General features: G+C 64.3%; 22 protein-coding genes and 1 tRNA gene. 7 read left to right on the top strand and 16 right to left on the bottom strand.

Features of this window, described 5'->3' with window-relative positions; all coding sequences use genetic code 11:
* Window positions 1-121: 121 nt before the first annotated feature.
* The 5 genes from RGUI_RS00680 to RGUI_RS00660 form a co-directional block, all read right to left on the bottom strand.
* A complete protein-coding gene (locus RGUI_RS00680; RefSeq protein WP_081531290.1) occupies window positions 122-1264 on the bottom strand; it encodes a flagellar motor switch protein FliM in 1143 nt (380 codons plus the stop codon).
* Window positions 1265-1346: 82 nt separating this feature from the next.
* Window positions 1347-4037, bottom strand: a complete 2691-nt coding sequence (locus RGUI_RS00675) for a sensor histidine kinase (RefSeq protein WP_156882828.1) — start codon at window positions 4035-4037, stop codon at window positions 1347-1349.
* A complete protein-coding gene (locus tag RGUI_RS00670) occupies window positions 4034-4297 on the bottom strand; it encodes a hypothetical protein (RefSeq protein ID WP_081531289.1) in 264 nt (87 codons plus the stop codon). Before RGUI_RS00670 ends, RGUI_RS00675 begins: the two co-directional genes overlap by 4 nt.
* Window positions 4298-4301: 4 nt before the next feature.
* Window positions 4302-4670 (bottom strand): response regulator transcription factor, encoded by a 369-nt coding sequence (locus RGUI_RS00665; RefSeq protein WP_081531288.1) that lies wholly within the window; start codon window positions 4668-4670, stop codon window positions 4302-4304.
* Window positions 4671-4740: 70 nt separating this feature from the next.
* Window positions 4741-6051: an XRE family transcriptional regulator gene (locus tag RGUI_RS00660; RefSeq protein WP_081531287.1), complete on the bottom strand. Its 1311-nt coding sequence runs from the start codon at window positions 6049-6051 to the stop codon at window positions 4741-4743.
* 217 nt (window positions 6052-6268) lie between these two features.
* On the opposite strand from RGUI_RS00660, the gene RGUI_RS00655 reads away from it, so the two are divergent.
* The 6 genes from RGUI_RS00655 (at window position 6269) to acs (ending at window position 13529) form a co-directional block, all read left to right on the top strand.
* Window positions 6269-7618, top strand: coding sequence for a substrate-binding protein (locus RGUI_RS00655; protein ID WP_081531286.1), 1350 nt, complete (start codon window positions 6269-6271; stop codon window positions 7616-7618).
* Between the two features lie 96 nt (window positions 7619-7714).
* Window positions 7715-8746, top strand: a complete 1032-nt coding sequence (locus RGUI_RS00650) for a branched-chain amino acid ABC transporter permease (RefSeq protein ID WP_081531285.1) — start codon at window positions 7715-7717, stop codon at window positions 8744-8746.
* Window positions 8747-8750: 4 nt separating this feature from the next.
* Window positions 8751-9965: a branched-chain amino acid ABC transporter permease gene (locus tag RGUI_RS00645; protein WP_081531284.1), complete on the top strand. Its 1215-nt coding sequence runs from the start codon at window positions 8751-8753 to the stop codon at window positions 9963-9965.
* Between the two features lie 14 nt (window positions 9966-9979).
* Window positions 9980-10735, top strand: a complete 756-nt coding sequence (locus RGUI_RS00640) for an ABC transporter ATP-binding protein (RefSeq protein WP_081531283.1) — start codon at window positions 9980-9982, stop codon at window positions 10733-10735.
* Between the two features lie 15 nt (window positions 10736-10750).
* Entirely contained in the window at window positions 10751-11506 is a 756-nt protein-coding gene (locus tag RGUI_RS00635) for an ABC transporter ATP-binding protein (protein ID WP_081531282.1), read from the top strand.
* Between the two features lie 70 nt (window positions 11507-11576).
* On the top strand, window positions 11577-13529 hold the full coding sequence (acs, locus tag RGUI_RS00630) for an acetate--CoA ligase (RefSeq protein ID WP_081531281.1): 1953 nt from the start codon (window positions 11577-11579) through the stop codon (window positions 13527-13529).
* 117 nt (window positions 13530-13646) lie between these two features.
* Here the strand turns inward: acs and RGUI_RS00625 are convergent, their stop codons facing one another.
* The 8 genes from RGUI_RS00625 to RGUI_RS00590 all read right to left on the bottom strand — a co-directional run bounded on the left by RGUI_RS00625 (window position 13647) and on the right by RGUI_RS00590 (window position 23471).
* A complete protein-coding gene (locus tag RGUI_RS00625) occupies window positions 13647-17126 on the bottom strand; it encodes an EAL domain-containing protein (RefSeq protein ID WP_081531280.1) in 3480 nt (1159 codons plus the stop codon).
* A gap of 225 nt (window positions 17127-17351) precedes the next feature.
* On the bottom strand, window positions 17352-18212 hold the full coding sequence (locus RGUI_RS00620) for an oxaloacetate decarboxylase (protein WP_081531279.1): 861 nt from the start codon (window positions 18210-18212) through the stop codon (window positions 17352-17354).
* 5 nt (window positions 18213-18217) lie between these two features.
* Window positions 18218-19492: a TRAP transporter large permease gene (locus RGUI_RS00615; RefSeq protein ID WP_081531278.1), complete on the bottom strand. Its 1275-nt coding sequence runs from the start codon at window positions 19490-19492 to the stop codon at window positions 18218-18220.
* A complete protein-coding gene (locus tag RGUI_RS00610; protein WP_081531277.1) occupies window positions 19489-19986 on the bottom strand; it encodes a TRAP transporter small permease in 498 nt (165 codons plus the stop codon). The genes RGUI_RS00615 and RGUI_RS00610 overlap by 4 nt, the downstream gene beginning before the upstream one ends.
* A 58-nt stretch (window positions 19987-20044) precedes the next feature.
* The gene (dctP, locus tag RGUI_RS00605) at window positions 20045-21037 is read right to left on the bottom strand and encodes a TRAP transporter substrate-binding protein DctP (RefSeq protein WP_081531276.1); all 993 of its coding nucleotides are present in this window, start codon (window positions 21035-21037) and stop codon (window positions 20045-20047) included.
* Between the two features lie 317 nt (window positions 21038-21354).
* A tRNA-Thr gene (locus RGUI_RS00600) sits at window positions 21355-21430 on the bottom strand.
* Window positions 21431-21477: 47 nt separating this feature from the next.
* Entirely contained in the window at window positions 21478-23142 is a 1665-nt protein-coding gene (locus tag RGUI_RS00595; RefSeq protein WP_081531275.1) for an iron ABC transporter permease, read from the bottom strand.
* Between the two features lie 68 nt (window positions 23143-23210).
* The gene (locus RGUI_RS00590) at window positions 23211-23471 is read right to left on the bottom strand and encodes a DUF2312 domain-containing protein (protein ID WP_081531274.1); all 261 of its coding nucleotides are present in this window, start codon (window positions 23469-23471) and stop codon (window positions 23211-23213) included.
* 131 nt (window positions 23472-23602) lie between these two features.
* On the opposite strand from RGUI_RS00590, the gene RGUI_RS00585 reads away from it, so the two are divergent.
* On the top strand, window positions 23603-23818 hold the full coding sequence (locus tag RGUI_RS00585; protein ID WP_081531273.1) for a hypothetical protein: 216 nt from the start codon (window positions 23603-23605) through the stop codon (window positions 23816-23818).
* Here the strand turns inward: RGUI_RS00585 and RGUI_RS00580 are convergent.
* From RGUI_RS00580 to RGUI_RS00570, 3 genes are all read right to left on the bottom strand, one after another.
* Window positions 23771-25933: an enoyl-CoA hydratase-related protein gene (locus RGUI_RS00580; RefSeq protein WP_081531272.1), complete on the bottom strand. Its 2163-nt coding sequence runs from the start codon at window positions 25931-25933 to the stop codon at window positions 23771-23773. The two genes, RGUI_RS00585 and RGUI_RS00580, sit on opposite strands and share 48 nt — an antisense overlap.
* Window positions 25934-26052: 119 nt before the next feature.
* A complete protein-coding gene (locus tag RGUI_RS00575; RefSeq protein WP_081531271.1) occupies window positions 26053-26265 on the bottom strand; it encodes a hypothetical protein in 213 nt (70 codons plus the stop codon).
* A 282-nt stretch (window positions 26266-26547) separates the two neighbouring features.
* Window positions 26548-26865, bottom strand: a complete 318-nt coding sequence (locus RGUI_RS00570; RefSeq protein ID WP_081531270.1) for a TraR/DksA C4-type zinc finger protein — start codon at window positions 26863-26865, stop codon at window positions 26548-26550.
* Between the last annotated feature and the right edge of the window lie 46 nt (window positions 26866-26911).

Genomic DNA, 26911 nt, shown 5'->3' with positions numbered 1-26911 from the left:
CGGGGCCATGTTTCTTGAATGGGAAAGGGCGCCGTGGCGCCCTTTTCTTTTGGTCCGACATGGGCAAGCGCGGTCGCACCCGATCCCTTGACGGCTGTCCCTGTTTCGAGATTTCGCTGTGTCAGCTGGCCTGATCGTCCAGCGGGGCCATCGCGGCAAAGTCGAAGTCTTCGCCATCGCCGTCCATCGCCGGGAACCCGTCCATCGGCAGGTCCATCCCGGTGTCCAACTCCAACCCCTCGCCATCGTCCAGCGCCGGGAAATCCGATCCGAAATCGGGCTCTGGCAGGGCCATGTCCATCGGTTCCGCCGCGGCGGCCGCGGGCAGTTGCATCATCCCCGCATCGTCGCCATCGTCACCGCCGGCGCCGTCGATCTTCACCGCGCGGTCGCCCTTCATCTGGCCAAGCCGGCCCTCGGCGACGAATACACCGCCCGGTCCTTCCAGCTTGATACTGCTCAACGCATCGGCGGGCAGCGCGACGGTGTCGCCCACCTTCCAGCGCGAAACGGTGGCCGCATTCACGCGGGTGCGCATCAGGACGCCCTGAATCGTCAGTTCCGCCCCCAGTACGCCGGTCTTGAGCGAATCCGACCACTTGACCGCATGGGCATGCCCGTCACCGGCAAGCGCATCTTTCTTGACGATCTCGGGCAGGGCGAGGAAGAACTTGCCGCCGCGCGTGCCCGGCCCAAGCTTCAGGCCCACGCGGAAGCCGCGATAGGGCACATCGGCAAGGGTCAGCTGCACGTGGCGGGGATCGTCGATCCGGGTGCCCTGGGAATAGCCGCAGGGCCACTCCGCCCCGGTCTCCTCCTCCAGCGCGGTGCCGAACCGCGCAAGCAGCGGATCAAGAAAATCGGCAAGCACGGCGCCATCCGTCGCCGTCAGGGGGCGGTGCGATGGCTCTTCGCTGCCAAGAAAGGCCAGAAGGCGCCATTCCAGCAGCGCCAAGGCCAGTTCCGGCGTATAGACGGCAAGGCCCATACGCCCGTCCGGGCCGTTCAGCAGAACCGGCAGACCGCCCTCTTCGCTGACCTCTGCCTCCAGCTCCTCAAGCGTCGGGTTCAACACCTCAAGGGAGTCGATGATCGCGGTGATGCCGAAAGCCTCGCGCGCCATGCGCGCGGCTTCCAGCCGGAGGATGGAGACCTCCGGCTTGCCATGGCCACCGCGCGACTTGCGGCCCTTGCCTGCGGAGTCTTCCGCCGCCGCGGCCTCAAGTATTCTTCTGAGAATCGCGCTGTGTGCTTCGTTGCCCATGTCGACCCCGGGTCACGTCCTTTGGGTCATGTCTTGCACGAAGCCCTTTAGAATTGGTTTCCGGTATCTTGCCTTCCGCGGCTCAGGCCGCCTTGGCCGTGCCGATCGGCAGCGTGACCCGGAAGGCCGCCCCGCCTTGCCCCGGCAGATAGATGATCGAGCCGTCCAGACGGGCCATGATCTCCCGACAGATCGCAAGACCCAGCCCCGCCCCGCCTGCCGACCGCGGATCGGACAGCCGCGCGAACTTTTCGAAAATGATGGTCTGGCTGCGTTCGGGGATGCCGGTGCCGTTGTCGATGAAATCGACCGTCACCCATCCGTCCCGCTGATGCACCCGGATGGTCAGCTCCGGCGCCTCGGCATCGCAGTATTTGGACGCGTTGGCAATCAGGTTGATGAACACCTGGCTCAGCCGGTCGCCATCGGTCCAGACCGTGACCTTTTCCGCCATCGGGTCGCGATGGATCACAAGACCACCCTGCCCGGTGCGACGCCCGGTCGTGGCGACGGCGCGTTCCAGCAGATCCTCAAGGCTGACCGCCTGCATGTGCAGCGAGACTTCGCCATTTTCCAGAACCGACAGGTCCAGCAGATCGTCCAGAAGACGGGTCAGGCGCAGGCTTTCCTCGTGGATGATGCGGGAATACTTGCGCAGATCCTCTGTCGACAGGGCGTCGCCTTCCATCAGGATCTCGGAAAACGCCCGGATCGAGGTCATGGGCGTGCGCAATTCGTGGCTGATCTGGCTGAGGAACGCGTCTTTCTGGACGCTGAGTTCTGTCAGTTTCTCGTTGGCCTCGCGCAATTGCCGCGCGGTGCGGGCCAGTTCCTCGGACTTGGCCTCAAGCTGGCTGGAATATTCCATCATCTGCGCGGTCTCGTCGGCAACCGCCATCAGATCCTCGACCGAGACCGAGGACCGCCCGACGATCTGCCCGACCATGGCATGGGCCGTCGCCGCACCGACGGACCCGGCCAGTTCCCGCTCCAGCCCCTGCAGGAATTCCGGGGTGATGTCGGGCAGGTAGCCCTGCTTGCCCTGCTCGGCCGCGGCGCGCTGGAACAGCCCTTGCGCATCCTCCGGCCCAAGGATCCGCTGGGTCATCAACAGCAGGTCTTCGGCCTCGGCCCGGCCCGTGCTCCACCCCTGCCCGGCCGAGGAATGATCGAACACGTTGACGAATTGCGCCGCCTGAAGCCGTTCCATCGGGCTGGGGAACGTGGTCAGCGACACGCCCAGAAAGGCCACCACATTGGCCGCCATGGAAAAGACGACCGCATGGACCAGCGGATCCAGACCATCCATTCCGAACAGCACCTGCGGCCGCAGCCAGCCGATGCCCCACGGGCCCTCGGACAACAGGCGGGCGCTCATCACCGCGCCGTCGCCAAAGCTTGGCAGGAACAGAGTATAGGCCCAGACGACAAAGCCCACGACCAGACCGGCAAAGGCCCCGCTGCGGGTCGCCCCGCGCCAGAGGATGCCCCCCAGAAGCGCCGGCAGCACCTGCGCCACACCGGCGAAAGAGATCAGTCCGATCGCGGCCAGCGCCTCTGACCCGCCGGTCAGCCGGAAATAGAGATAGCCCAGAAACAGCACCGCACCGATGGAGATCCGCCGCGCCCGCAGAACCAGCGTGCGCACATCCCCCGACATCGTGGCCCCGGTCTGCGTCATCTTCAGGAAGAGCGGCATCACCATGTGGTTCGACACCATGGTCGACAGGGCGATGGCGGCCACGATCACCATCGATGTCGCGGACGAAAACCCCCCAAGGAAAGCCAGCGTCGCCAGCCCGTCGCGCCCCTGCGCCAATGGCAGGGTCAGAACGAAGAGGTCGGGATTGGCGCCGGCGGGCATCTCGGCCAAACCCACCACGGCGATGGGCACGACGAACAGGCTCATCAGGAACAGGTAGGCGGGAAAGGCCCAGGAGGCCGTGGCAAGGTGGCTTTCATCGGCGTTCTCCACCACCATCACCTGAAACATGCGCGGCAGGGTGAAGATCGCGGCCGCGGCAAGGAAGGTCATGCCCATCCAGCGCCCCGGCGCAATCGGCATGCCCGACAGGGGGGAGGCATCGATCCGGTCAAGCATCGGCCCCGGCCCGCCCGCAATGCCCCAGACGACGAAGACGCCCACGGCCAGAAGTGCCACCAGCTTTACCACCGCCTCCACCGCGATGGCGGTGACGACGCCGTGGTGGCGTTCGTTCGCATCCAGATTGCGGGTGCCGAACAGGACCGTAAAGACGGCCAGCCCCGCCGCAACCGACAGCGCCGTGGAATTGAGGTCGGAAATCTCCCACGGTGTCGTGCCCTTGGGTGCGAAGACGGCGAAGGACAGCGTGACCGACTGCAGCTGAAGCGCGATATAGGGCGTCGTGCCGATCACCGCGATCAACGTGACGATCACCCCCAACGCGTTGGACTTGCCATAGCGCGACGAGATCAGATCGGCGACCGAGGTGATCCGCTGGGTCTTGCCGATCCGCACCAGCTTTCGCAGCGTCCACCACCAGCCGATCAGGATCAGCGTCGGCCCCAGATAGATCGCGACGAATTCCAGCCCCGACCGCGCCGCATACCCCACCGCGCCGTAAAACGTCCACGCCGTGCAATAGACCGACAGCGACAGGGTATAGACCAGGGGCGAGCGCAGCCAGCCCCCGCGCCCACGGCCCGCCCGGCGTTCGGCCACGAAGGCCACCCCGAACAGGAACACGACATACATCAGGCAGATCGCGACCAGCAGGTCGAAGGGGATCATCCCTGCCCCTCCGTCCCGTCCGGGTCATCACAGCGTTCGCCATCGGCGCATAGCCTGCGTGCCACGAAAAGCGAGATCACGATCAGCCCGAACCATGCCGCGAAAAGATAAAGCAGCATCGCCGCCGTCAGCCCATCCTCGGCATCGAGCACTGGGAACAGGAAGAGCGCCAACCCAAGGATCGGCAACAGCCGCGACACATCCGCCAGACGCCGCCGCCGGTATCCCTGACGGGCAAGGAACATCGGCGGCCGGCCCATCGGTTCAGGACTCCGTCAGTTCACGGACCGATGCCAGAACCTCGGTATTGGAGAAGGGCTTGGCCATGAAGCGGCTGGCCCCGATCCGTTCGGCCATCTCGCGGTCCTTCACCTGGCCCTTGGCGGTCAGCATCAGCACCGGCAGTCCGGCAAGGCTGTGATCGGCGCGGATATCCCGCAGGATGTCAAAGCCGGACCGGCCCGGCAGCATCACGTCGAGGATCACGATATCAGGCCGCGTCTCGTTCACGCGGCTGAACGCGGTCTTGCCGTCGGAATGCGTGTCCACGGCCCATCCTTCCCTTTGAAGGATGAAGCGGATCGCCTCGATGATATTGGGCTCATCCTCGATCAAAAGGACCTGCTTGCCCATACTCAGTACCCCTCCCACGCGGGCATTCGCCCTGCTTGTCGCACGAATATCCCCTCAATTACCATCGCTGTCAAAACCCGTTGGACAGGATCGACGGTTCACGCCGCGCGACACAATCGTGCCGCGGACAAATCCGGCAGGAGGAGCCCACGGCCTGCGGTGTTTCCCTTGGCATGTCGACCGTGGTCTCCGGCAGGATCAGCATCGCCGCCTCAAGAACCTGAGGGCCGTCGAACCCTGCTGACAGGGCCGGCTGGCAAAGCGCATAGGTCAAGAAGCGCGCCGGAACCGGCCCCCCGAGTTCCACCACGGTTCTAAGCGGGGTCATCGGCCGCGACAGCGCCTGGTAAAGCGGCCATAGCGGACAGGCAGAACCGAAGCGCGGCAGTGAAAACCCATCGACCGGCTTGCGAAAGGTCAGCGTGCCCGACCCGTCGCAGATGACAAGGCCCACGGGCCCACCGGTTTCCCGCTCCGGCAGGCTGGCCAGACGCCGGAAGACCGCGGCGGGATCGACCCCGAACTGCTGCGCCAGCCGACCGGGGTCGAGGTTCAGCGTCCGCGCGGCCTCGGCAAAGCGCGCAAGGGGCATCAGTTCGGCATCCCGGCGATAGCGCCGCAGAAACCGGATTGCCAGTTCGCGCGCCGCGGTGGAGCGCAGGTCGCCCCCTTCGCTGACGATGCGTTCAGGCGCGCGCGGCAGGCTGCGTTCCAGATCGGGCAGGTGAAAGTCGTGGCGGCGCAGGAACGCCTCTACCTCGTCCTGTGGTGTGGATTGGGACCCGGCCTCCTCCCCGCTTTCGTCCAGATAAGCCACCAGCGCCTGTGCGGAGTCGGCAAGGCGCTGACTGTCGTCCGACAGGTTTCGGTGAAACCGCCGCTGCCAGCTTGGGTCGATGTCCTCGGTATCGGCAAGGATCGACGCGGTGGAGCGGATCGACGTCACCGCCGAGATCACCTCGTGCAGGGAGGCCGACAGAAACGGGTCATGGGCCATCCGGTCGGTCAGCATCTCGACCATCCGCTCCAGTTCCCGCACCCGGCGATGGCGGTCGGCCAGAAGGCCCGCCCAGCCGGGAAAGCGGCCGGCAAACTCCTCGACACGGTTGTATTCCGGCTCTGCCAGATCCTGTCCGGCCGCGGCTTCGCGCAGCGTGCCGATCAGCGTCGCCCCGGCGCCTTCGGTCAGCGCGCTGGCCTCCACATCCAGATGGCGGGCGATCTCCACCAACAGTTTCCCGCCGATTCTGCGACGATTATGTTCAATGAGGTTGAGGTAGGACGGCGAGATACCCGCCCTGCGTGCCAGATCGGCCTGGCGAATGCCCATGACCGTTCGCCGTTCCCGGATACGGCTGCCGATCAGCGAACTTCGTGGCATGAGAAAAGCTTTTTCATGACAAGGGCTTTCTGCACCTGCGAGACAATTTATTTACAGCCGGCTGCGACACCATGTGTAATCCTTTACAAAAAAATCTTTGTTTGAAAAGCCGTTGTTGCAGAGTTTTCGCCGCACCCCCGATAATGACCGTGCTTTGTAAAGCAGGCGTCCGCGCGAGGAGGCACGGGCGCCATTGTAGCATCACGGGAGGATGTCCATGACAATCTCGAACCTGACGCGCCGCGGCGTGCTCAAGACCGGTGCGGTCACCGGCGCGGGGCTCGCCCTGCCGACCATCTTCACCTCGTCCGCCTCGGCCTTCACCAACGAGCCGACCGGCAGCACGGTCAAATTCGGCTTCAACGTGCCCCAGACCGGGCCCTATGCCGATGAAGGCCTTGACGAACTGCGCGCGCAGGAACTGGCCGTCGAACATATCAACGGCATGGGTGACGGCGGCATGCTGAACACCTTCAGCTCCAAGGTGCTGGACGGCTCCGGCATCCTTGGCAAGAAGGTGGAATTCGTCACCGGCGACACCCAGACCAAGTCTGACGCGGCCCGCGCGTCCGCAAAGTCGATGATCGAGAAAGACGGCGTCGTGATGATCAACGGCGGTTCGTCCTCGGGCGTGGCCATCGCCGTTCAGGGTCTCTGCCAGGAGGCCGGGATCATCTTCATGGCCGGTCTGACCCATTCGAACGACACCACCGGCAAGGACCGCAAGAAGAACGGTTTCCGCCACTTCTTCAACGCCTACATGTCCGGTGCCGCCCTTGGCCCGGTGCTTGAAAAAGCCTACGGGACCGAGCGTCGCGCCTATCACCTGACCGCCGACTACACCTGGGGTTACACCCAGCAGGAGTCGATCCAGGCCTCGACCGAGGCGCTGGGCTGGGAAACCGTCAACAACGTGCTGACCCCGGTCGGCGCCGGCGACTTCTCGTCCTACATCACGCCGGTTCTGCAGTCGGGCGCCGACGTGCTGATCCTGAACCACTACGGCGGCGACATGATCAACTCGATCACCCAGGCCGTTCAGTTCGGCCTGCGCGACAAGATCGTCAACGGCAAGCAGTTCGAAATCGTCGTGCCGCTTTACTCCGAACTGATGGCCGAAGGCGCGGGCGAGAACATCAAGGGCGTCTATGGCTCGATGAACTGGAACTGGCAGTTGCAGGATCCGGGCACCAAGGCCTTCGTCAAGTCCTTCGGCGAAAAATACGGCCGTCCGCCGTCCAACTCCGCCCATACCTGCTATGTGCAGACGCTGCTTTACGCCGATGCCGTGGCGCGGGCGGGGTCGTTCAACCCCTGCGCGGTTGCCGAGGCTCTGGAAGGCTTCGAATTCGACGGCATGGGCAACGGTCCGGTTCTCTACCGTGCCGACGACCACCAGTGCTTCAAGGACGTGCTGGTCATGAAGGGCAAGGACAACCCCTCGACCAAGTTCGACATCCTCGAAGTGGTCGAAGTCACGCCGCGTGCCCAGGTCGAATACGCGTCCGATCACCCGATGTTCGGCGGCGGCGCTGCCAGCCTCGGCGAGTGCAACGACGGCGCATAAGCCTGACCTGACACGCCAGACCGGCTGTGCGTTCGCACGGCCGGTCCCTTCCCGCGCGCGAACGCCGGCGGATCCCTCAACCTCACAGGCGGGACGATGGAAGCCATCATTCTTCAAATCCTGAACGGGCTCGACAAGGGCTCTGCCTATGCGCTGATCGCGCTCGGGCTTACACTCATCTTCGGCACGCTCGGCGTGGTGAACTTCGCCCATGGCGCGCTGTTCATGATCGGCGCCTTTTGCGCCGTGGTCATGAACCGGCTGCTGGGCCTGTCTTACGAGGAAATCGATCCCACGCGGACCGACTTTCTCGGCAATCCGCTCAAGGTGCAGGTGCCCTATGTCGAGAACTGGCTTGGCCCCGATCTGGGCGCGGCCGTGATCTCGTGGTCGGTGCCGCTGGCAATCCTTCTGGCCATCCCGGTGATGATCGGGCTGGGCTTTGCGATGGAACGCGGCCTCATCAAGCACTTCTACAAGCGCCCGCATGCGGACCAGATCCTCGTGACCTTCGGCCTTGCCATCGTGTTGCAGGAGATCATCAAGTATTTCTTCGGCGCCAACCCGATCCAGACCGCGGCCCCGGGCGCCTTTGCCGGGTCGTTCGACTTCGGCGTGATCCTCGGCTTCGATCCGAACGTGATCATCTATCCGTACTGGCGGATGGTCTATTTCCTGTTCTCGCTGCTGATCATCGCGAGCGTCTTTGCCTTCCTGCAGTTCACCACCTTCGGGATGGTCGTGCGCGCAGGCATGGCCGACCGGGAAACCGTGGGGCTGCTGGGCATCAACATCGACCGCCGTTTCACCATCATGTTCGGGCTGGCCGCGGCCGTGGCAGGGCTTGCCGGGGTTATGTATACCCCGATCCTTGCGCCCAACTACCACATGGGGATGGAATTCCTTGTCCTCAGCTTCGTGGTGGTCGTCGTTGGCGGCATGGGCAGCCTTCCGGGCGCCGTGCTGGCCGGGTTCCTGCTGGGCATCCTGCAAAGCTTTGCCTCGATGAACGAGGTGAAAAGCATCATCCCCGGCATCGACCAGGTCATCATCTACGTCGTCGCAATCGTCATCCTGCTCACCCGGCCGCGGGGCCTGATGGGCCGCAAGGGCGTGATGGAGGACTAATCCCATGTTCGGACTGAGTTCCAAAGACACCCGCTTCCTTCTGATCGTCATCTGCCTGACGCTGGCGACGCCGATCCTGCTGCAACCCTTCCCGGAAACCTCCAGCCTTGCGCAGTTCAACGCAGGCTACCCCGACCTGATGCAACGCTTTGCAATCTTCGGGATCTTCGCCATCGGCTTCAACATCCTGTTCGGGCTGACCGGGTATCTCTCCTTCGGGCACGCGGCCTTCCTTGGCGTGGGCTCCTACACCGTGGTGTGGATGTACAAGCTCTTGGGCTACAACGTCCTGCCCGGGCTGCTGCTGGCCATGGTCGTCTCGGCGCTGTTCGCCCTGCTGATCGGGTTCGTCTCGCTGCGCCGGTCGGGGATCTACTTCTCGATCCTGACGCTGGCCTTTGCCGAGATGTCCTACAAGCTGGCCTATTCGGTGCTCACCCCCATCACCAACGGTGAAACTGGCCTGCAGGTCTATGGCACCGACAAGCAGATCCTGGCCGGGCCGGGCGACCCCACCAGCCCCCATTTCTTCGGGCTGGTGATGCGGGACTCCTACCAGCTTGAACTGGGCAACTGGCTCTTCACCTTCAACTACGGCTACTACTTCTGCGCCGTGATCGCGATCATCGCCTTCTATGTCAGCTTGCGGATCTTCCGCTCGCCCTTCGGGATGATGCTGCGTGCGATCAAGACCAACCAGACCCGGATGAACTATACCGGCCTGAACTCTCGCCCCTACACCCTGGCCGCCTTTGTCATCTCGGGCATCTATGCCGGTCTGGCCGGTGGTCTTCTGGCCGCGATGGACCCGCTGGCCGGGGCCGAACGGATGCAGTGGACGGCAAGCGGTGAGGTCGTTCTGATGACCATCCTCGGCGGTGCGGGCACCCTGATGGGGCCGGTCCTTGGCGCAGGCTTCATCAAGTATTTCGAGAACATCTTCTCGAAGATCAACGACAGCGTCCTGCATGGCTGGTTCGCCTTCATGCCCGACGGGATGGAAGATTTCATCGTCGCCGTGTTCCACCCCTTCGTGGGCAAGGGCTGGCATCTGACGCTGGGCATCCTGTTCATGCTGGTCGTCATCTTCCTGCCCGGCGGTCTGGTCGAGGGGATGCAGCGCATTGCACGGCTCTTCAAGCGCAAGCGGGTGCCCGACGGGCCGCGCCGCAAGGACCCCGAACACCGCCCCAACCCCGCCCAGCACGTGGCCGAGTAAGGAGGACATGAGAAATGGGAATCCTTGAAGTCAAGGGTGTCAACAAACGCTTCGGCGGGTTGCAGGCGCTGGGTGACGTGAACCTGAGCGTTGCCGAAAACACGGTGCACGCCATCATCGGGCCGAACGGCGCGGGCAAGTCCACGCTTTTGAACTGCCTTGTGGGCAAGCTGATCCCCGATACCGGGTCGGTGATGTTCGACGGGCAATCGGTGCTGGGGCGCAAGCCGCACGAGATCAACCAGATGGGCATCTCGCGCGTGTTTCAAACGCCAGAGATCTTCGGCGATCTGACCGTTCTGGAAAACGTCCTGATCCCCTGTTTCGCCAAGCGCGACGGGGCATTCCGGATGCACGCGTTCGAAACCGTCGCCCAGGAATGGGAGATCGTGCAACGGGCCGAGCAGATGCTGGAAGACGTGAACATGGCCGACAAGAAGGACATGAACGCCTCCAGCATGTCGCGCGGTGACAAGCGGCGGCTGGAAATGGCCATGTGCCTTGTGCAAGAACCCAAGCTTCTGCTGCTGGACGAACCGACCGCCGGCATGGCGCGCGCCGACACCAACAACACGATCGACCTGCTGAAGGAGATCAAGGAAAAGCGCGACATCACCATGGCGATCATCGAACATGACATGCATGTCGTGTTCAGTCTCGCCGACCGGATCACGGTGCTTGCCCAAGGCACGCCTCTGGTTGAAGATATACCGGCGAACATCAAGGGTCACCCGAAGGTTCAGGAAGCCTATCTTGGGCAGGCCCATTAAGGGGAGGAGACGGACATGAACGTCAAACCCGACTTCAACAAGCACGCCAACCAGGCGGCCACCGCCCCCGCCTTCCTGTCGGTCTACGACCTGCACGCCTATTACGGCGAAAGCTACATCGTGCAGGGCGTGAACTTCAACGTGCATGAGGGCGAGATCCTTGCCCTTCTGGGCCGGAACGGTGCGGGCAAGACATCCACGCTGCGCGCGATTGCGCGGCTGGCCAACCCGCAGGTCACCTATGGCGAGATCTGGCTGGACCACCAGCCGTTGCACACGATGTCGTCCTATGACGCAAGCTGTGCGGGTCTGGGGCTGGTCCCCGAAGACCGGCGGATCATCCCCGGCCTGACGGTGGAGGAGAACCTGCAACTGGCGCAGATCGTGCCGCCTATCGGCTGGACCATCGACCGCCTGTACGATCTGTTCCCGCGCTTGGGCGAGCGGCGCAAGCAGGAGGGCGTGACCCTTTCGGGCGGCGAACAGCAGATGCTGGCCATTGCCCGGGCGCTGGCCCGCGATATCAAGGTGCTGTTGCTGGACGAACCCTATGAAGGTCTGGCGCCGGTGATCGTCGACGAGATCGAAAAGACCCTTGTCCACATCAAGGAACAGGGCATCACCACGGTCATCGTCGAACAGAACGCGATCCGCGCGCTGGAATTGTCGGACCGGGCGGTGATCCTTGATACCGGGCAGATCGTCTTCGACGGGTCCGCCGCCGAGGTTCTGAAAAACGAAGCGCTGCGCGCAGAATACCTGGCCATCTGAGCCGGGCAGGCCCGCCCGACCGGCGGGCCTTTCGCATAATAAAACCTAGTCAGTCAGAGGGATAACGGAGATGACTGAAGAGCATATCTACCCGCCAAGCGAAGAGTTCGTGAAAGGCGCGCATATCGACGCCGCGAAATACGACGCGATGTACAACGCGTCCATCGAGGACCCGGACGGTTTCTGGGGCGAACACGGCAAGCGCATCGACTGGATCAAGCCCTACACCGAGGTGAAGAACACCAACTTCAACATGGGCGAGGTCGAGATCCACTGGTTCCGCGACGGCACGCTGAATGTCGCGGCCAACTGCATCGACCGTCATCTGGCCAAGCGGGGCGACCAGACCGCGATCATCTGGGTGCCGGATGATCCCGATGCCCCTGCGAAACACATCACCTATCGCGAGTTGCACGAGAAGGTGAACCGCATGGCCAACGTCCTGCTGAGCCAGGGCGTGATGCGGGGCGACCGGGTCGTGATCTACCTGCCGATGATCCCCGAGGCGGCCTATGCCATGCTGGCCTGCGCACGGATCGGCGCGATCCACTCCATCGTGTTCGCCGGCTTCTCGGCCGACGGGCTGGCCAACCGGATCAACGACTGCGGCGCCAAGGTGGTGATCACTGCCGACAGCGCGCCACGCGGCGGGCGCAAGACGGCGCTGAAGGCCAATGCGGATGCCGCGCTGCTGCACTGTTCCGACAAGGTCCGCTGCATGGTCGTCAAGCACACCGGCGATCAGACCACCTGGATCGACGGGCGCGACGTGGACGTTCTGGCGCTGATGGAACATGCCAGCCCCGACTGCCCGGCGCGCGAACTGGCCGCCGAACATCCCCTTTTCATCCTCTATACCAGCGGCAGCACCGGCAAGCCCAAGGGGGTGGTGCATTCCTCCGGCGGCTATCTCGTCTATGCCGCGATGACGATGGAATATGTCTTCGACTATCACGACGGCGACGTCTTCTGGTGTACGGCCGATGTGGGCTGGGTCACCGGCCACAGCTATATCGTCTACGGACCGTTGGCCAACGGCTCCACCACCGTGATGTTCGAGGGCGTGCCCACCTACCCGGATGCGGGCCGCTTCTGGCAGATCTGTCAGGACCTGAAGGTCAACCAGTTCTACACCGCGCCCACCGTGATCCGCGCGCTGATGGGACAAGGGCCGGAATGGGTCGACAAGTACGATCTGTCCAGCCTCAAGGTACTGGGCTCGGTCGGGGAACCGATCAACCCCGAGGCGTGGGAGTGGTACAACGACCATGTCGGCAAGGGCAAATGCCCCATCGTCGATACATGGTGGCAGACCGAAACCGGCGGCCATCTGCTGACCCCCCTGCCCGGCGCCACGGCGACGAAGCCGGGATCGGCGACCAAGCCCTTCTTCGGGGTGCAACCGGTGGTTCTGGAACCGGAATCCGGCAAGGAAATCACCGACACCGTTGCCGAGGGCGTGCTGTGCCTGAAGGATTCGTGGCCCGGCCAGATGCGCACGGTATGGGGCGATCACGAACGCTTTCAGGACACCTATTTCAGCCATTACAAGGGGTATTACTTCTCGGGCGATGGCTGCCGGCGTGACAATGATGGCTATTACTGGGTCACCGGCCGGGTGGATGACGTGATCAACGTCTCCGGCCACCGCATGGGCACCGCGGAAGTCGAAAGCGCGCTGGTCGCCCATGCTGCGGTGGCGGAGGCCGCTGTGGTCGGCTACCCGCACGAGATCAAGGGCCAGGGCATCTATGCCTATGTCACCCTGATGAACGAAGTGGAGCCCACGGACGCGTTGAAGAAAGAGCTTGAGAAATGGGTCCGGACCGAGATCGGCCCGATCGCCAAGCCCGATCTCATCCAGTGGGCCCCGGGCCTGCCGAAAACCCGTTCGGGCAAGATCATGCGCCGCATCCTGCGCAAGATCGCCGAGAACGACTATGGAAGCCTTGGGGACACCTCGACGCTGGCCGACCCCTCGGTCGTGGATGACCTGATCGACAACCGGATGAACCGCGCCTGAGATACGGCCGAGACCGACCGGACTGTCCCGTCGGGTCGATCCATCAGAGAAAGAAGCGCGCCCGCCGAGATCCCCTCGGCGGGCGCTGCAATGTCAGGCGCCAGTCGGTGCCGGATATCAGGCGCTTTGCCGCGCCGCGCCCCGTGCGAAGTCAAGAAACGCGTCTTCATCCAGCGGACGGGAGAAGAGATAGCCTTGCAGCACACTGCAGCCGATGCCGCGCAGGATGGCGGCCTGCCCTTCGGTCTCCACCCCCTCGGCGACGGTACCGATGCCCAGCGTTTCGGCGATCTCGACGATGGCGCGCACAAGGTTGCGGGCGCGCAGGTCGTCTTCCACCGGCAGCACGATCCGTTTGTCGATCTTCAGCGCAGACGGTCCGATTTCCATCACCCCGATGATCGAGGCATGGCCCGACCCGAAATCGTCGATCTCGATATCGATGCCGGCGTCGCGGATCATGTCCAGATGCATCCGGAAGGTGTCGTTCTCTTCCTCGACCAGAATGGATTCCAGCAGTTCGAACGTGACCCGGGTTTCCCCGGCCGCCATTTCGCTGGCCAGCGCCACGACATCGGGGTCGTGCATGCGCCCCGACGAAACGTTGAAGCTGATCTTCGGGATCTTGAGCCCCTGCGCCCGCCAGCGTGCCAGCGCATCGCGGGATTTCTCCATCATCAGGCGGTCGATATCGGGCACCAGCCGCAAGTGATCGGCAACATGCATGAAGCTGTCGGGCGCCATCAGCCCCTCGACCGGATGGTTCCAGCGCAAAAGCGTTTCGACCCCGACAAGCTGCCCGCCCTCGGCCGAGACCTGCGGCTGGAAGAACGGCACGAACTGGTCGTTGTCCAACCCCTCGTGGATTTCCACGGCAAGGCGCCGGTCGGTCAGGATCTCGCTGTGCAGTTCCGGCGTGAACAACTCCAACCGGCTGCGGCCGCTTTCCTTGGCGCGATAGAGCGCGGCATCGGCGAACATCTGGATATCGTCGCCCATCGCAACCAGGTCGTCGGTATGGGCGATGCCAAAGCTGGCGCCGAACCGACAGGGGCGCCCGTCATGGATCACCGGCTCCGCAATCTGTTCGCGAATGCGGTCGACCAGCGCCGTCGTGTCGGCCTCTGAGCTGCCCGGAGCCAGCAGGATGGAGAATTCGTCGCCCCCGATACGCGCGGCAAAATCGCTGGCGCGCAGGCAGTCGCGCAGCACATCGGCCACGCGGACCAGCACCAGATCGCCAGCCTCGTGCCCCAGCGTGTCGTTGACATATTTGAAGTGGTCAAGGTCGATCCGAACCAGCGCACAATCGGCCGGACCATCCCCGGCCGCAAGGGCGCGGCGTTCGGCGATCATCCGGTCGTAATAACGCCGGTTCGGCAGGCCGGTCAGACCATCGTGCAGGGCCTGACGTTCGTTGCGGGCCCGCATTTCCTCTGCCGTCCGGTGGGCTTCGCGCAATTCTTCCTCGCGCCGGACATCGTCGGTCACGTCCAGAAGCGCGCCGGTCCAGATGACGGTGCCGGTCTTGTCCTTGCGGGGGGTCGCTTGCGTGGCCAGCCAGCGCAGGCCGTGCGTCGGATGCTGGATCCGGAACCGCAAATTGCGCGGCGTCAGGCTGCGGGAACTTTCGGTGATCCCGTCGCGATAGCCGACAAGGTCGTCGGGATGCATCCGCTGCAGGAAGTCCGACCGCAAAATGCGCAGTTCGCTCCGGGTATAGCCCCAAAGATCCTCGAACCTTGCGCTGGTATAGGTAAAGTCGATGTCGCCCGGCCCGTACCAGAGGTATTCGTAAAGGCCCACCGGGGCGATCTCGGACACCGAGGACAACCGCTCCAGCGCGATGCGGGTTTCCTCTGCCGCCTCTGCGGCGCGGGTTTCGATTTCCAGACGCTCGGTGATGTCGACCACGCTGCCGTACCAGATGATCATGCCGTCCGGCTGGGGTTTCGGCTCGGCCGCGACCATGACCCAGCGCATGCCCTTGACCGGGTGATCCACGCGATGACGGACCTCGAAGCGTTCGAGGTTTGCCGCGCAACGCATGATCTCGGCGATCAACGGTTCGATCTCACTGGCCGGGATCCGTGCGAAAAGGTTGCTGCCCTTGGCCTCGACATCCGCCCGCTCGACCCCCATCAGATCCATCAGAGTCGAGGAGAGGAACTTGACGGAGATTTCGCCCTCGGGCGTCATGTGGTTCTCAAAAATGGCGCCGGGGGCGTTTTCCGCCATGTTCAGGAAACGCTCATTGCCGCGGCGCAGCTCTTCGGCGGCATCGGCGGCGCGCTGCTCGGCGGCCTTTTGGTCTGTCACGTCATAGGTGACGCCGATGACACGAACCGCGTTGCCGTCACGGTCGGCAAACACGCTGGCCCGCGCCTTGAGGACCCGCGCTTCGCCCTCGGGTGTCACGATCCGGAATTCCTCGTCGAAATCGTCCAGAGACTGGATCGCGGTCGCGAAATGCGTCTCGATCCGGTCGACCTCGTCGGGGTGCAGCAGCGTTCGGAAGGTCGCAAAACTGCCGTCGAACGACCCGGGCTCCAACCCGAAGAGCAGGTGCATGGTGTCGTTCCAGTTGAGATATCCGGTCGCAAGGTCCAGGTCCCAGACCCCGATTTCGGCGGCCCGGGTTGCCAGTTGCAGTCGCTCTTCCAGCGTGTCCGACCGTTCGGTTGCAAGCCGTGCCCGGGACGACGCCCACCAGAACGCGATTGCTGCCGTCAGGACCGAGGCGAACAGCGCAAACACCGTGCCCCCATGTGCAAGCCCGGCAAAGAGCGCCGCCCGTTCAAGGGACGCCTGGGGACGCAGAACCACGACATCGAACAGGCCGTAGGGGCTTTCCCGGACAAAGGCCATCGCCCCCGCGACCTCAAGCGGCCGCGCGTCTGCCTTCAGGTCGGCCTGCTGCACGGCGCCCTGATCGAGGGCCGCGGAAACGCCCGCCGTCACCTCCGGCGCGTGGGTTGGATCGTTCAGGTAAAGGACCGCCCCATTTTCGCGAATGCGCAGGAAGATCAGGCTTTCTTCATTGGACACATCGTGGGTGAGATGCGCAAAATACTCCTGCTTGGTGCCGACCACGACGATCCCGGCAAAAGGCCCTTCAACCTCGCGGATCGGCACGCTGACCGGCAGCAGCCACGACCCGTCTGTGCGGCTGAAGACCGGCGCACCCATGTAAAACGCATCGGCATTACCATCCAGATGGACGCGAAAATAGGCCCGGTCCGACATGTCGATACCGCGCACGTTGCCGGTATCGCTGATGCCTGACACGACCTTGCCTGTCGCATCGATGACGAGGATCCCCTTCAGACCGCTATGCTGGCCCCAGACCTCCTCCATCGACGATTGGCCGCTGGTCGCCAGTTCGTCGGGTTCCAGACTGTCGGCCACGGTTTCCGCCGCCAGATACTGGCTGCGCGCCAACAGTTCCACATGGTCGGTCACCCGATGGGTATCGGTTCGAAGCGCCGAAAGAGACGCGTCCCACGCATGCTGATAGCGAAGCAGCGCGGCGCCTCCGCCGAGGATCGCAGACAGTATGACCGCGATTATGATCTTGCCGAGAATCCGCGACTGCATAGCTCACCCTGATCGGCGGAAGGTTCGGCATTGTCTGGGGGCCAAACCGAAAGGAAGGGTAAAGGCGCGTCCGGGAAGGCATCCCCCGGCATCGCCGTTTCTGCCCGCCGCAGGGCATTTTGTCCTTGCGGTACGGGCTGAAATAGGGTCGCCGGAAAAGTGGATAAAATACCGCCGTTTTCAGGGTGATTTCACGTTCAGGCGGAAAATCCGCCCCAACTTCGCCTACGGGCCATAGCGGCGTTCCTCTTCGAAATAGGCATCGAAACCGATCCGGCGCTTGAGGTCGGCAAAGTCCATCAGCGCGGCACTGTCGGGCGTGCCGTTTTGGAACGCCGCCAGCGCGTCGACCATCGCCTTCATCGAGGCCGCCAGCAGGGTCAGCGGATAGGCGGCGATGCGATAGCCCATCGCCTCCAGCTCCGCGGGGGGCAATGCGGGGGTCAGGCCACCTTCGACGATATTGGCCATGCAGGGTTTCGGCAATTCCGCCGGAACGCGGGCCAGTTCGGCGTCGTCCCGCGGCGCCTCCACAAACAGGATATCGGCGCCAAGCTCGGCAAAGCGGGCGGCGCGGGCGATCGCCTCATCCAGCCCGTGTTCGTGCCGGGCGTCGGTCCGGGCGAGGATCAGGATATCGGCGCCCTCCGCGCGGGCATCCACCGCCGCGCGGAGCCGGGCAAACGCCTCCTCCCGGTCGACCACCGCCTTGCCCGCAACATGGCCGCAGCGCTTGGGCGACACCTGATCCTCGATCATCACGGCGGCAAAGCCCGCCTGCGCGAAACCCTGCACCGTGCGCTTGACGTTGATCGCGTTGCCATAGCCGGTGTCGCCGTCGCCGATCACCGGGATCGACACGGCGTTGCAGATGTTGCGGCCTTGATCGACCACCTCGGCATAGGACATCAGGCCGGTGTCCGGCATCCCCAGACGCGCAGCCGCCGTGGCAAAGCCGGACATGAAGGTCAGCGGGAACCCCGCCTGTTCGATCAGCTTCGCGGACAGCGGATCGAAACAGCAGGGCATGGTGATCAGGCCCGGTTTGGCCAGAAGCGCGCGCAGGGCGTCGGGGGCAGAGGTCATGGCACTCACAACTTGAACGGAATGAAGAGGGCGAGGTCGGGCCAGAGGTACAGAAGCGCCACCAGGACCAGCATCAGCCCCAGAAATGGCAGCGTCCCGCGGGACACATCCAGCAGGCTGGACCGTGTGACCGACTGGATGACGTAGAGGTTCAGCCCCACCGGCGGCGTGATCAGGGCGCATTCCACCATGACCACCATGAAGATGCCGAACCAGATCGGGTCAAACCCCATGCCAAGCGCCGCGGGCAGCAGCACCGGTGTCATGATCAGGATCATCGACAGCGCCTCGAACACCAGGCCCATGAGCAGCAGCACAAGACAGACCAGCACCACCAGACCGAGGGGCGTGGCGACCGTATCGGCAATGATCGAGGAAATTTCCTGCGGGATACGATAGAGCGTGATCGCCTTGCCGAAGATCTTGGCGCCCGCGATGATCAACAGGATGGCGACGGTCGTCACCATCGACTCCCAGATCGCGTCCCAGAGCGCCTTCAGCGTCAGGCTGCGCAGGATCACCCCGGTGATCAGCAGCGCCACGGCAAAGCCGATGGCCGCGGCCTCGGTCGGCGTGAAGGCCCCGGAATAGATGCCGGCCAGAACCACGACCGCCAGAACGATTGACGGCAGGGCGCGCCAGGTCGCCGAAAAACGCTCCGCCCGGCTGGCCTTTGCGACCGGCTGATACCCCCCAAAGAATTTCGCGTGCACCACCGAATAGCCGATAAATAGCGCGATCAGCGCCAGCCCCGGCCCGATCCCGGCCATGAACAGCGCAATCACGGATTCCTCGGTCACGAAGCCATAGATGATCAGCGGGATCGACGGCGGGATCAGGATACCGAGCGTTCCCCCAGCCGCCAGCAGGCCATAGACGAAGCGTTTCTCATACCCTCGAGAGATCATCTCGGGCGCGGCGACGGTGCCGATGGTGGCCGCCGTGGCGACCGACGACCCCGAGATCGCGGCGAAGATCCCGCAGGACAGGATCGTGGCAATCGCCATGCCGCCGGGCCAATGCCCGACCCAGGCCTGCACGGCCGCAAAAAGATCGCGCCCCACCCCGCCCTTCAGCAGGATGTTCGACATCAACAGAAACAGCGGCACCGCCAGCAGGATGAACCCGTCCAGCGTCGACAGGATCGCCTGCGGCGCCATCAGCGGTGAAAAACCACCCAGCCACAGCATGCCAAGCCCCAGCGCCCCCAGCGCGAAGGCTACGGGGATACCGGCCAGAAGCAGCCCGAACAGCAGAACAAGGATGATCGCGATGGTCATTCCATTTGCTCCCCATCCTCGGGCAAGGGGCCGGTAAGCGCCCGCCACGCCCCTTTCAGCGCCGACAGCAGGATCAGCGCAAAGCCGGCCGGAATGGCGCCCTCGGGCAGCGCGGCGGGCAGTTCCAGCATCGTGCCGGTCATCCGGCCGCGGGAAAAGCTGTCATGGAAGATGTCGAACCCGTACCAGACCACCACCGCGCTGAACACCGCGATGACCAGCAGGGCCAGAACCTCCAGCCCCCGGCGCAGGCCCATTGGCAACAGATGCGTCACCGCCGTCACGCGAATATGCCGCCGCGCCGACAACACCCAGGGCGCGGCCAGCGGACAGGCCCAGATCAGGCAAAGCTGGCTGAGTTCCGCGGCCCAGATCGTGGGCGCCGTGAAGAAATACCGCGCCACGACCTCGTAACTCAGCATCACACCCGCCGCGACAAGCAACAATGCGGAAACCCTTGCGGCGAGGAGTTCCACGGCATCCAGAACACGCATCAGTGGTCTTTCGAAGGGAGGGCGACCCGCCGGACGAACCGACGGGTTGCCTTGTGGCTCAGAAGGCGCGGGCGGCGTCAAGCATCGCCTGACCGGTGTCGCCGGTGCGTTCAAGGAATGTGTCGTAGACCGGCTGCGATGCCTCTTTCCACGCGGCGATTTCCTCGGGCGTGGGGGTGTAGATCGTCATGCCGTTCTCTTCGGACGCGGCATAGGCCCGGGCCTCGATATTCGACATCTCGTCGCGAACGGTGTCCTCGGCGAACTTGGCGGCAGCGGCGATGATCTCGCGATGCGCCTCTGGCAGGCTGTTCCAGAAATCGGTGTTCACGACCACGATGAACTCGATATCCGCGTGATTGGTCACGGTGATGGTGTCCATCACCTCCCACAGGGAGCGCGCCTGCACACCGGAGACCCCGGTCATGCCGATATCAACCGTCCCACGCTGATAGGCGAGGTATTGTTCAGAGCCGGAGATGATGGTCGGCGCGCCGCCCGTTGCCTCCACGAAATCGCCGAGCGTCTTGGAGAACACCCGGACCTTCTTGCCCTTCATGTCGTCGGGCGACTTGATCGGCCCGCCATTGGACAGCATCACCGCACCGCCATAGGCCTGCCACCACAGCACGGTCGATCCGGTGTCGGCAATCGCCGCATCGATCGGCCCGCGGATCGGGCTGTCGGGTGCCACGGCCTTGCGCACCTTCTCCTCGGTATCGAACAGGAAGGGTTGGTAGAACACGTCGACAGCGGGGATGTAGCCCACATACCGGGTCAGCGAGGCAACGCCCATCTCGATGGCGCCCGAACCAACCGCCTGCGGCACTTCCTTGTCCTTGTAGAGTTGGGCGGAGTCGTAGATTTCCACCGCGATATCACCGTTGGACGCGGCTTCCACCTCTTCCTTGAAGAGGGCGAGGTTCTGGCCCAGATGGCTTTTCAGCGGAAGCTGCAACGTGATGCGCAGGGTGGTTTCGGCGGCGTCGGCGGTGAATGCGGCCAGGGTCAGCGCCGCGGCAGAGACCGCGCCAAGGACGGTATGTTTCATGTGTTTCCTCCCAAGGTGTTCTTGTTTGCCGCTGGCAGGATGCAGAAACTTTCCGCGATCACAAGAGACAACTGCACCGACAAACGGATGCCATAGAAAAGCTGCGCCAGACGCAGGGCTTCCCCGTGCAAGCCGTCGCGCCTTGCAAGGGTGTGGCGGCCATGCCCCGCCGCAAACTGGGCCCCGTGCGTCCGTTAAGAACTCGCACAGCAGGTCCAGATCGAGAACCACCTATATAAAAAGCCGGCTATTCGGAAACACAGGGCAAATGCTCTGATTGCTTTTGGCAGCAACACCAGATGGATAGCGTCTGCCTATGGTGCCCCCAGAGAGACTCGAACTCCCGACCCTCTGATTACAAATCAGATGCTCTACCAGCTGAGCTATAGGGGCACGGGCCTTGATGTAGCGGGCCTGTGCTGACAGCGCAAGATATTCGCTCAGCGATTGGCGCGGGCAAGGAAGCCGACGGCGACAAGCCCCACGGCGCTGACCAGCAGGGCGGCGGGGGCGGCATCGCCCAGGTTTTCAAGGCTCGCCTGCTCATAGACCCGCGTTGCGAGCGTGTTGAAGTTGAACGGCCGCAACAGCAGCGTGGCGGGCAGTTCCTTCACGCAGTCCACGAAGACCAGCAAAAGCGCCGTCCCGACAGAGGGGCGGATCAGCGGCATGTAGACCGATGTCAGCGTCCCGCGCGCAGTCCGGCCCAAGGACCGTGCCGCCATCGGCAGGCTGGGGGTGATCCGGCCCATCGCGGCATCGGCCGCCCCCAGAGAGATGGCGAAGAACCGCACCGAGAACGCATAGACGATCGCGAAAGCCGACCCGGTCATCAAAAGCCCGATATCAATGCCGAAGGCATGCTCCACCCCGTCGGCCAGCGCATTGTCGGCCGCCGCCATCGGCAACAGCAGACCAACCCCGAGCACGGCGCCCGGCGCGGCATACCCTATCGTCGTGACCGGCAGCAGCAGTTTCGGCAGGGTCCGGCCCGTCAGCCGAACCGCGTAGACAAGGAACAGCCCACCCGCCACCGTCGCAATCGCGGCCAGGCCGCCAACGGTCAGCGTGTTGCCAAGGGCGCGCATCAGCCCCTCATCGGTCCATGCCTCGCTATTGTCCACCGCATGGCCAAGGATCACGCCCACGGGCAGGCCGCAGCCAATCAGAACGGGCAGCAGGCAGGCCAGCATCGCGACCCAACCGCCGATACCGGTCAGGGTAGCGGGGACGACGGGCCTGTGGCTGCGGCCGGGATTGTGGAATCTCAGGTTCCGGCGGCTGACCTTTTCAAGCGCCACCAGCATCAGGATCATCACAAGGATCACGGTTGCGATCTGCGCCGCGCCGCCCGCGTTTCCGCCCTCCAGCCAGACCGAGAAGATGCCCGTTGTCAGGGTCTGGACCGCGAAATATTCAACCACGCCGAAATCGTTCACCGTTTCCATCATCACGATGGCCGAACCGGCCGCGACGGCGGGGCGGGCCAGCGGCAGGCCAACGCGCCAGAACAGCGCCAGCGGACCGGCGCCAAGGGCCCGGGCGACCTCATACGCGCCGCCGGACTGTTCGCGAAACGCCGTGCGCGCCAGCAGATAGACATAGGGGTAAAGGGCTGCCGACAGCACCAGGATCGCCGCGCCGCGAGAGCGGATTTCAGGGAACCAGTAGTCCTGCGCATTGTCCCAGCCGAAAAGCGCACGCAGGCCCGTCTGCACCGGGCCGGCATATTCCAGGAAGTCGACCAGCGCATAGGCCCCGACATAGGCCGGGATCGCAAGCGGCAGCAGCAACAACCAGTCCAGCCAGCGGCTGAACGGAAACCGGTACATGGACACAAGCCACGCCGCCCCGCCCCCGACCGCCGCAGACAGCAGCGCGACCCCCGCCATCAGCCCGCCGGTATTGGCCAGATAGCGCGGCAGCGTTGTCGCCACGAGATGCGGCCAGACGTTTTCCTCGGGCGTGAAGGCGATCCAGATCACCGAAAGGATCGGCAACAGCACCAGCGCCGCGATGATGACGGCCCCGACAGACCAAGGGTCGAGCCTCGGCCGGCGGAGCGCGAGACGGGGACGCTGTTCCTGACTGATTTGATCGGCCATACAGCCGGGTTACGGCATCCGCGGCATTCTGTCCAGACCCGGCCCTGCGCGTCCGGACAGGGGCCCGGTCACATGCCCAAGGCTTCCTTGTACATCTCAAGGATCGCCTCTTCTTCGGCGATATCGTCCCGGTCGCGTTTGCGCAGGGCGATGACCTTGCGCATCACCTTGGTGTCGTAGCCGCGGGCCTTGGCCTCGGCCATGACCTCTTTCTGCTGGTCGGCGATGTCTTTCTTCTCGGCCTCCAGCCGTTCGAAACGTTCGATGAACTGGCGCAATTCGTCCGCGGTTACGCGATAGCTGTCGGGGGCGGGCGTGTCGTCGTCCATGGGCTGTCCTTGTGGTTCTGCACCGATCGCTTGGGCGTCTGACCTAACGCCGCACCGGGGGCCTCGCAAGTCCTCTTGCATGCTGGCGCCGGCTGCACTAGGCGCATGACCGGCAGGAAAGGGAGAACGGGATGGAAGCTCTGATCTGGGTCGGCGCGGCGGTTTCGCTGGCGGGGTTGGTCGGTCTCGTCTGGTGTATCCTGCAAATTCTCAAGGCGCGAGGGCAGGACCTGCCCGAGGATGAGATGCGCAAACGGCTTCAACGCGCCGTCGCGCAGAACATGGCCGCGCTTGGGATGTCAGCACTCGGCCTGATGATGGTCGTGATCGGCATCACCCTGAGCTGACGGCGCGAAGGGCGCCGGGTCGTCCCGCGTCAGTTCCTCAAAACCGCGCCCGTTCTTGATCAACTCCGCAATCAGCGGGTCGGGCGTCCATATCTCGGCCTCTGGCCGCCGGGCGGCCATTTGCAAAAGCTTCCGGCGGATCGACAACAACCCCGCTTCGTCGGCGGCCTGCATCGGCCCGCCCCGCCATTTCGCCAGGCCCAACCCGTGGATCACGGCAAGATCGATCTCGCCCACCGTCTGCACCGCCTTGCGCCGCCAGAGCGCTGCCCCGGCCTGCACCATCGCCGCCAGCAGCTCTGCCCGGATCGTCTGTGCTGACACCGGCTGCGGGATTTTTCCGATCAGGTCACGGGAGGACGCCGCCAGATCCAGCACGGCCTGATCTGGCTGGGCCGTTTCGTCCGGCCCGTGATAGCGGTAAAAGCCGCGCCCAGCAGCCCGCCCCGTCCAGCCATCCGCCACCAGTTGACCCAGCAGAAGGATCGGCGCGCTCAGCGGATCGCGGCTTTCGGGCCGCCGGGCCCGCAACGCCAAAAGCGCGGGCAGCCCGAGCCTGTCGGCCAGTTCGTACGGTCCAACGGCAAAGCCCCAGTCCCGCATGACCGCGTCGATGTCATAGGGCGATGCGCCCTCCTCCACCAAGGCGTCGCCAGCTTCCAGAAGCGCGACAAAGATCGACAGAAGGGTACTTTGCCCGGTGGACACAAGCATCGTGGGGCTGACTTCCTGCATAAGAACAGCCATGCGGGCGACGATGTCAGGCGCGGCGCCCTTGTGCCCAACGATCTCGCACAGCCCCGGATGCAGGCCGAGATCGGGCCTGTTGAGCCATACCAAATCGCGGCGCCCGTCGATCACCTGCGCCAGCCTGTCCGGTTCTGCCAACGGCCCGGTTGCCGCAAGGATGCCGCCCGCGGGCAAGGCGCCGGCCAATGCCGGATAGGCGTCTTCCCGCTCTCGCCATGCCCCGTCCCCGGCCTCGACAACCAGCACCGACCGGCCCAGACCCGCCATCCCGATCACGCCCGACAGACGATCCCACGGGTTGTTCCGCCCGACCGCCTCCGCGCCAAGTTTTGCAGCCCGCCCGGTCAGCACCGTGTCGACAGCCGCAACACCGGCGGCCAGGCAGGTCTCATCCGGGGCAGCCATCGTGACCCGGGCGCCGCTGCTCAGAAACAGCGCGGCAAGCGATGCGGCCTCGGGCCCCCACCCCCAAATGCCGATCCTTCGCGGGGGACGCGCGGCGGTGCTCCGCGCTCGGGCGGCTTCCCGCATCTGGCGTTCGGCACGGGCGACATGGTGCAGGGCCCGGGCTGTGGCGCTGTTCGCGCAATCCTCGTAAGCGACGGCCTCGAACTCCATCGCCGTATCGGGCGGCAGCATCGCCGCGGCATCGACGCAATCGAGAATCCGCCCCGGCGCCTCCACCGGCCCGGCCGCCGCAAGCATCGCCCGCCGGGTCGCCACCGCGTGGTGCAGGCTGTCGAAATCGGGCAAGGGTTGCTGAAGGGTCGGGCGTGGACCAACGCGTTCCGCAACCAGCCGTTCGGCAAAGCGCAGGGCGGCAGTGTCGAGGTCCTGATCCACCACGGCATCGACAAGCCCCATCCGCTCTGCCTTCAGCGCCGTCACGGAGCGGCCGGTGAGAAGCACGTCAAGCGCGGCCTCCGGGTCCGTCAGGCGGGGCAGCCGTTGGGTCGCGCCCGCCATCGGCGGCACGCCAAGCACGATGTCCGGCAGGGCCAGCCGCGCGTCGATCCGTGCCACCCGGAAATGGGCCGCCAGCGCCAGTTCGAACCCCGCCCCCATCGCCGCCCCCTGCAGCGCCGCGACAACGGGCACCGTTGCGGTCTCGATCAGGTCGCAGATCGCGCGCAAGGTCCGGGCGCCTTCCACACTGTCGGGATGGCCGGGGTCGATGCCGTAGGAAAAGCTCCGCCCCTCCGCCCCGATCAGAACGGCGCGAAGCGCGGCAGAGGCCAGCATTTGCGACAGGGCGCCGTGCAGCGCGGCCAGCAGATCGGCCGACAACAGGTTGCCCCGACCGCCCCGCAAGAGGATCCGGCCGATCCCCTCCGCCGGGTAATGAACTGAAACCTCGCTTGCCATCGGCGCCCTTTCATGCCGGGCGGCGCCTTACGCGTCAGGGTTGCAGATCAGCACCGCCTTGCACGTCATTAGGCTGCAAGGCGTAAAAAAACGCAATATTTCTATAGGGTCAGGCCAAATCAGACGGGCATGTTGTCATAAATGTCGTCCGAGTCGTCGTCCTCAAGCTCCTGCTCCAGCCGCAGGATGTCCTCGGGCACCGGCATCCCCAAGCCGCGCAGTTCGGCAATCTTCTCGCGCAACTGCTCTTGCAGGATGTGGCGGTCGTCGGGGCGTTGCTCGATCTCTTCCAGGATCAGGTAGATTCCGGCCTTGAGCTGTTCGAATGCCATCGCTCTCTCCCTCTGTTGGTGATGCCAGCCGGGCCATGGCCCGCATCGCACCTGTCGGTGCTTGCATGGGCGTCCGCCCACGGGCTGCGCCGGCCCTTCGTGCAAAGGCGGCGATTGACCTGTGCGGCAACCGTGCCGCTGGTCAGCAGGCTTTCGATCCGCGCGCGGATCATGGCGCGGGTCTCGTCTTGTGTGGCAGACTGTTTTGCAGAGTTGGAAAAAGCAGGCATACGGTTCGTCGCGGGCAACATGCTCATGTGGTCAGCTTCCATACACCCGGCATCAGCGCGCGCAGATGCGGCAAAATGGCGTCGCGGGAACGACATCCAACCTTTCCTCGGCAATGTCCTCCCCACACCGGACACATACACCGTAGCTGCCATCCTCGATTCGCGCGAGGGCGGCCTTGATCTGCTTCACCTCGGCCAGGCCCGAGGTTCCCATGCCTTCCAGAACCTCGTCTTCCTCGCGCTCCAGCGCAAGCTCCCCCCAGTCCTTGGATTGGTGGGCGTCCAGTTCGTCCTCGATATCGTGCAGTCGGTGATCGAGTTCCGCCAGCCGTTTCAGCAATTGCCGACGTCTGTCCTGAAGCGATTTCATCGAACCTCTCACAAGTTGGTCTGGCAAAGGTGCATGAGCGCGCGCC

Origin of the sequence: Rhodovulum sp. P5 (assembly GCF_002079305.1) — a bacterium.
Lineage (GTDB): Bacteria > Pseudomonadota > Alphaproteobacteria > Rhodobacterales > Rhodobacteraceae > Rhodovulum.
The sequence above is the reverse complement of the archived record's forward strand: the minus strand, read 5'-3'. Positions and strand labels throughout refer to the sequence as shown.

What these genes read in the sequence shown, in the direction of transcription:
- RGUI_RS00680 (WP_081531290.1), bottom strand. Translation starts at nt 1,264, where the DNA reads ATGGGCAACGAAGCACACAGCGCGATTCTCAGAAGAATACTTGAGGCC.
- RGUI_RS00675 (WP_156882828.1), bottom strand. Translation starts at nt 4,037, where the DNA reads ATGATCCCCTTCGACCTGCTGGTCGCGATCTGCCTGATGTATGTCGTG.
- RGUI_RS00670 (WP_081531289.1), bottom strand. Translation starts at nt 4,297, where the DNA reads ATGGGCCGGCCGCCGATGTTCCTTGCCCGTCAGGGATACCGGCGGCGG.
- RGUI_RS00665 (WP_081531288.1), bottom strand. Translation starts at nt 4,670, where the DNA reads ATGGGCAAGCAGGTCCTTTTGATCGAGGATGAGCCCAATATCATCGAG.
- RGUI_RS00660 (WP_081531287.1), bottom strand. Translation starts at nt 6,051, where the DNA reads ATGCCACGAAGTTCGCTGATCGGCAGCCGTATCCGGGAACGGCGAACG.
- RGUI_RS00655 (WP_081531286.1), top strand. Translation starts at nt 6,269, where the DNA reads ATGACAATCTCGAACCTGACGCGCCGCGGCGTGCTCAAGACCGGTGCG.
- RGUI_RS00650 (WP_081531285.1), top strand. Translation starts at nt 7,715, where the DNA reads ATGGAAGCCATCATTCTTCAAATCCTGAACGGGCTCGACAAGGGCTCT.
- RGUI_RS00645 (WP_081531284.1), top strand. Translation starts at nt 8,751, where the DNA reads ATGTTCGGACTGAGTTCCAAAGACACCCGCTTCCTTCTGATCGTCATC.
- RGUI_RS00640 (WP_081531283.1), top strand. Translation starts at nt 9,980, where the DNA reads ATGGGAATCCTTGAAGTCAAGGGTGTCAACAAACGCTTCGGCGGGTTG.
- RGUI_RS00635 (WP_081531282.1), top strand. Translation starts at nt 10,751, where the DNA reads ATGAACGTCAAACCCGACTTCAACAAGCACGCCAACCAGGCGGCCACC.
- acs (WP_081531281.1), top strand. Translation starts at nt 11,577, where the DNA reads ATGACTGAAGAGCATATCTACCCGCCAAGCGAAGAGTTCGTGAAAGGC.
- RGUI_RS00625 (WP_081531280.1), bottom strand. Translation starts at nt 17,126, where the DNA reads ATGCAGTCGCGGATTCTCGGCAAGATCATAATCGCGGTCATACTGTCT.
- RGUI_RS00620 (WP_081531279.1), bottom strand. Translation starts at nt 18,212, where the DNA reads ATGACCTCTGCCCCCGACGCCCTGCGCGCGCTTCTGGCCAAACCGGGC.
- RGUI_RS00615 (WP_081531278.1), bottom strand. Translation starts at nt 19,492, where the DNA reads ATGACCATCGCGATCATCCTTGTTCTGCTGTTCGGGCTGCTTCTGGCC.
- RGUI_RS00610 (WP_081531277.1), bottom strand. Translation starts at nt 19,986, where the DNA reads ATGCGTGTTCTGGATGCCGTGGAACTCCTCGCCGCAAGGGTTTCCGCA.
- dctP (WP_081531276.1), bottom strand. Translation starts at nt 21,037, where the DNA reads ATGAAACATACCGTCCTTGGCGCGGTCTCTGCCGCGGCGCTGACCCTG.
- RGUI_RS00595 (WP_081531275.1), bottom strand. Translation starts at nt 23,142, where the DNA reads ATGGCCGATCAAATCAGTCAGGAACAGCGTCCCCGTCTCGCGCTCCGC.
- RGUI_RS00590 (WP_081531274.1), bottom strand. Translation starts at nt 23,471, where the DNA reads ATGGACGACGACACGCCCGCCCCCGACAGCTATCGCGTAACCGCGGAC.
- RGUI_RS00585 (WP_081531273.1), top strand. Translation starts at nt 23,603, where the DNA reads ATGGAAGCTCTGATCTGGGTCGGCGCGGCGGTTTCGCTGGCGGGGTTG.
- RGUI_RS00580 (WP_081531272.1), bottom strand. Translation starts at nt 25,933, where the DNA reads ATGGCAAGCGAGGTTTCAGTTCATTACCCGGCGGAGGGGATCGGCCGG.
- RGUI_RS00575 (WP_081531271.1), bottom strand. Translation starts at nt 26,265, where the DNA reads ATGGCATTCGAACAGCTCAAGGCCGGAATCTACCTGATCCTGGAAGAG.
- RGUI_RS00570 (WP_081531270.1), bottom strand. Translation starts at nt 26,865, where the DNA reads ATGAAATCGCTTCAGGACAGACGTCGGCAATTGCTGAAACGGCTGGCG.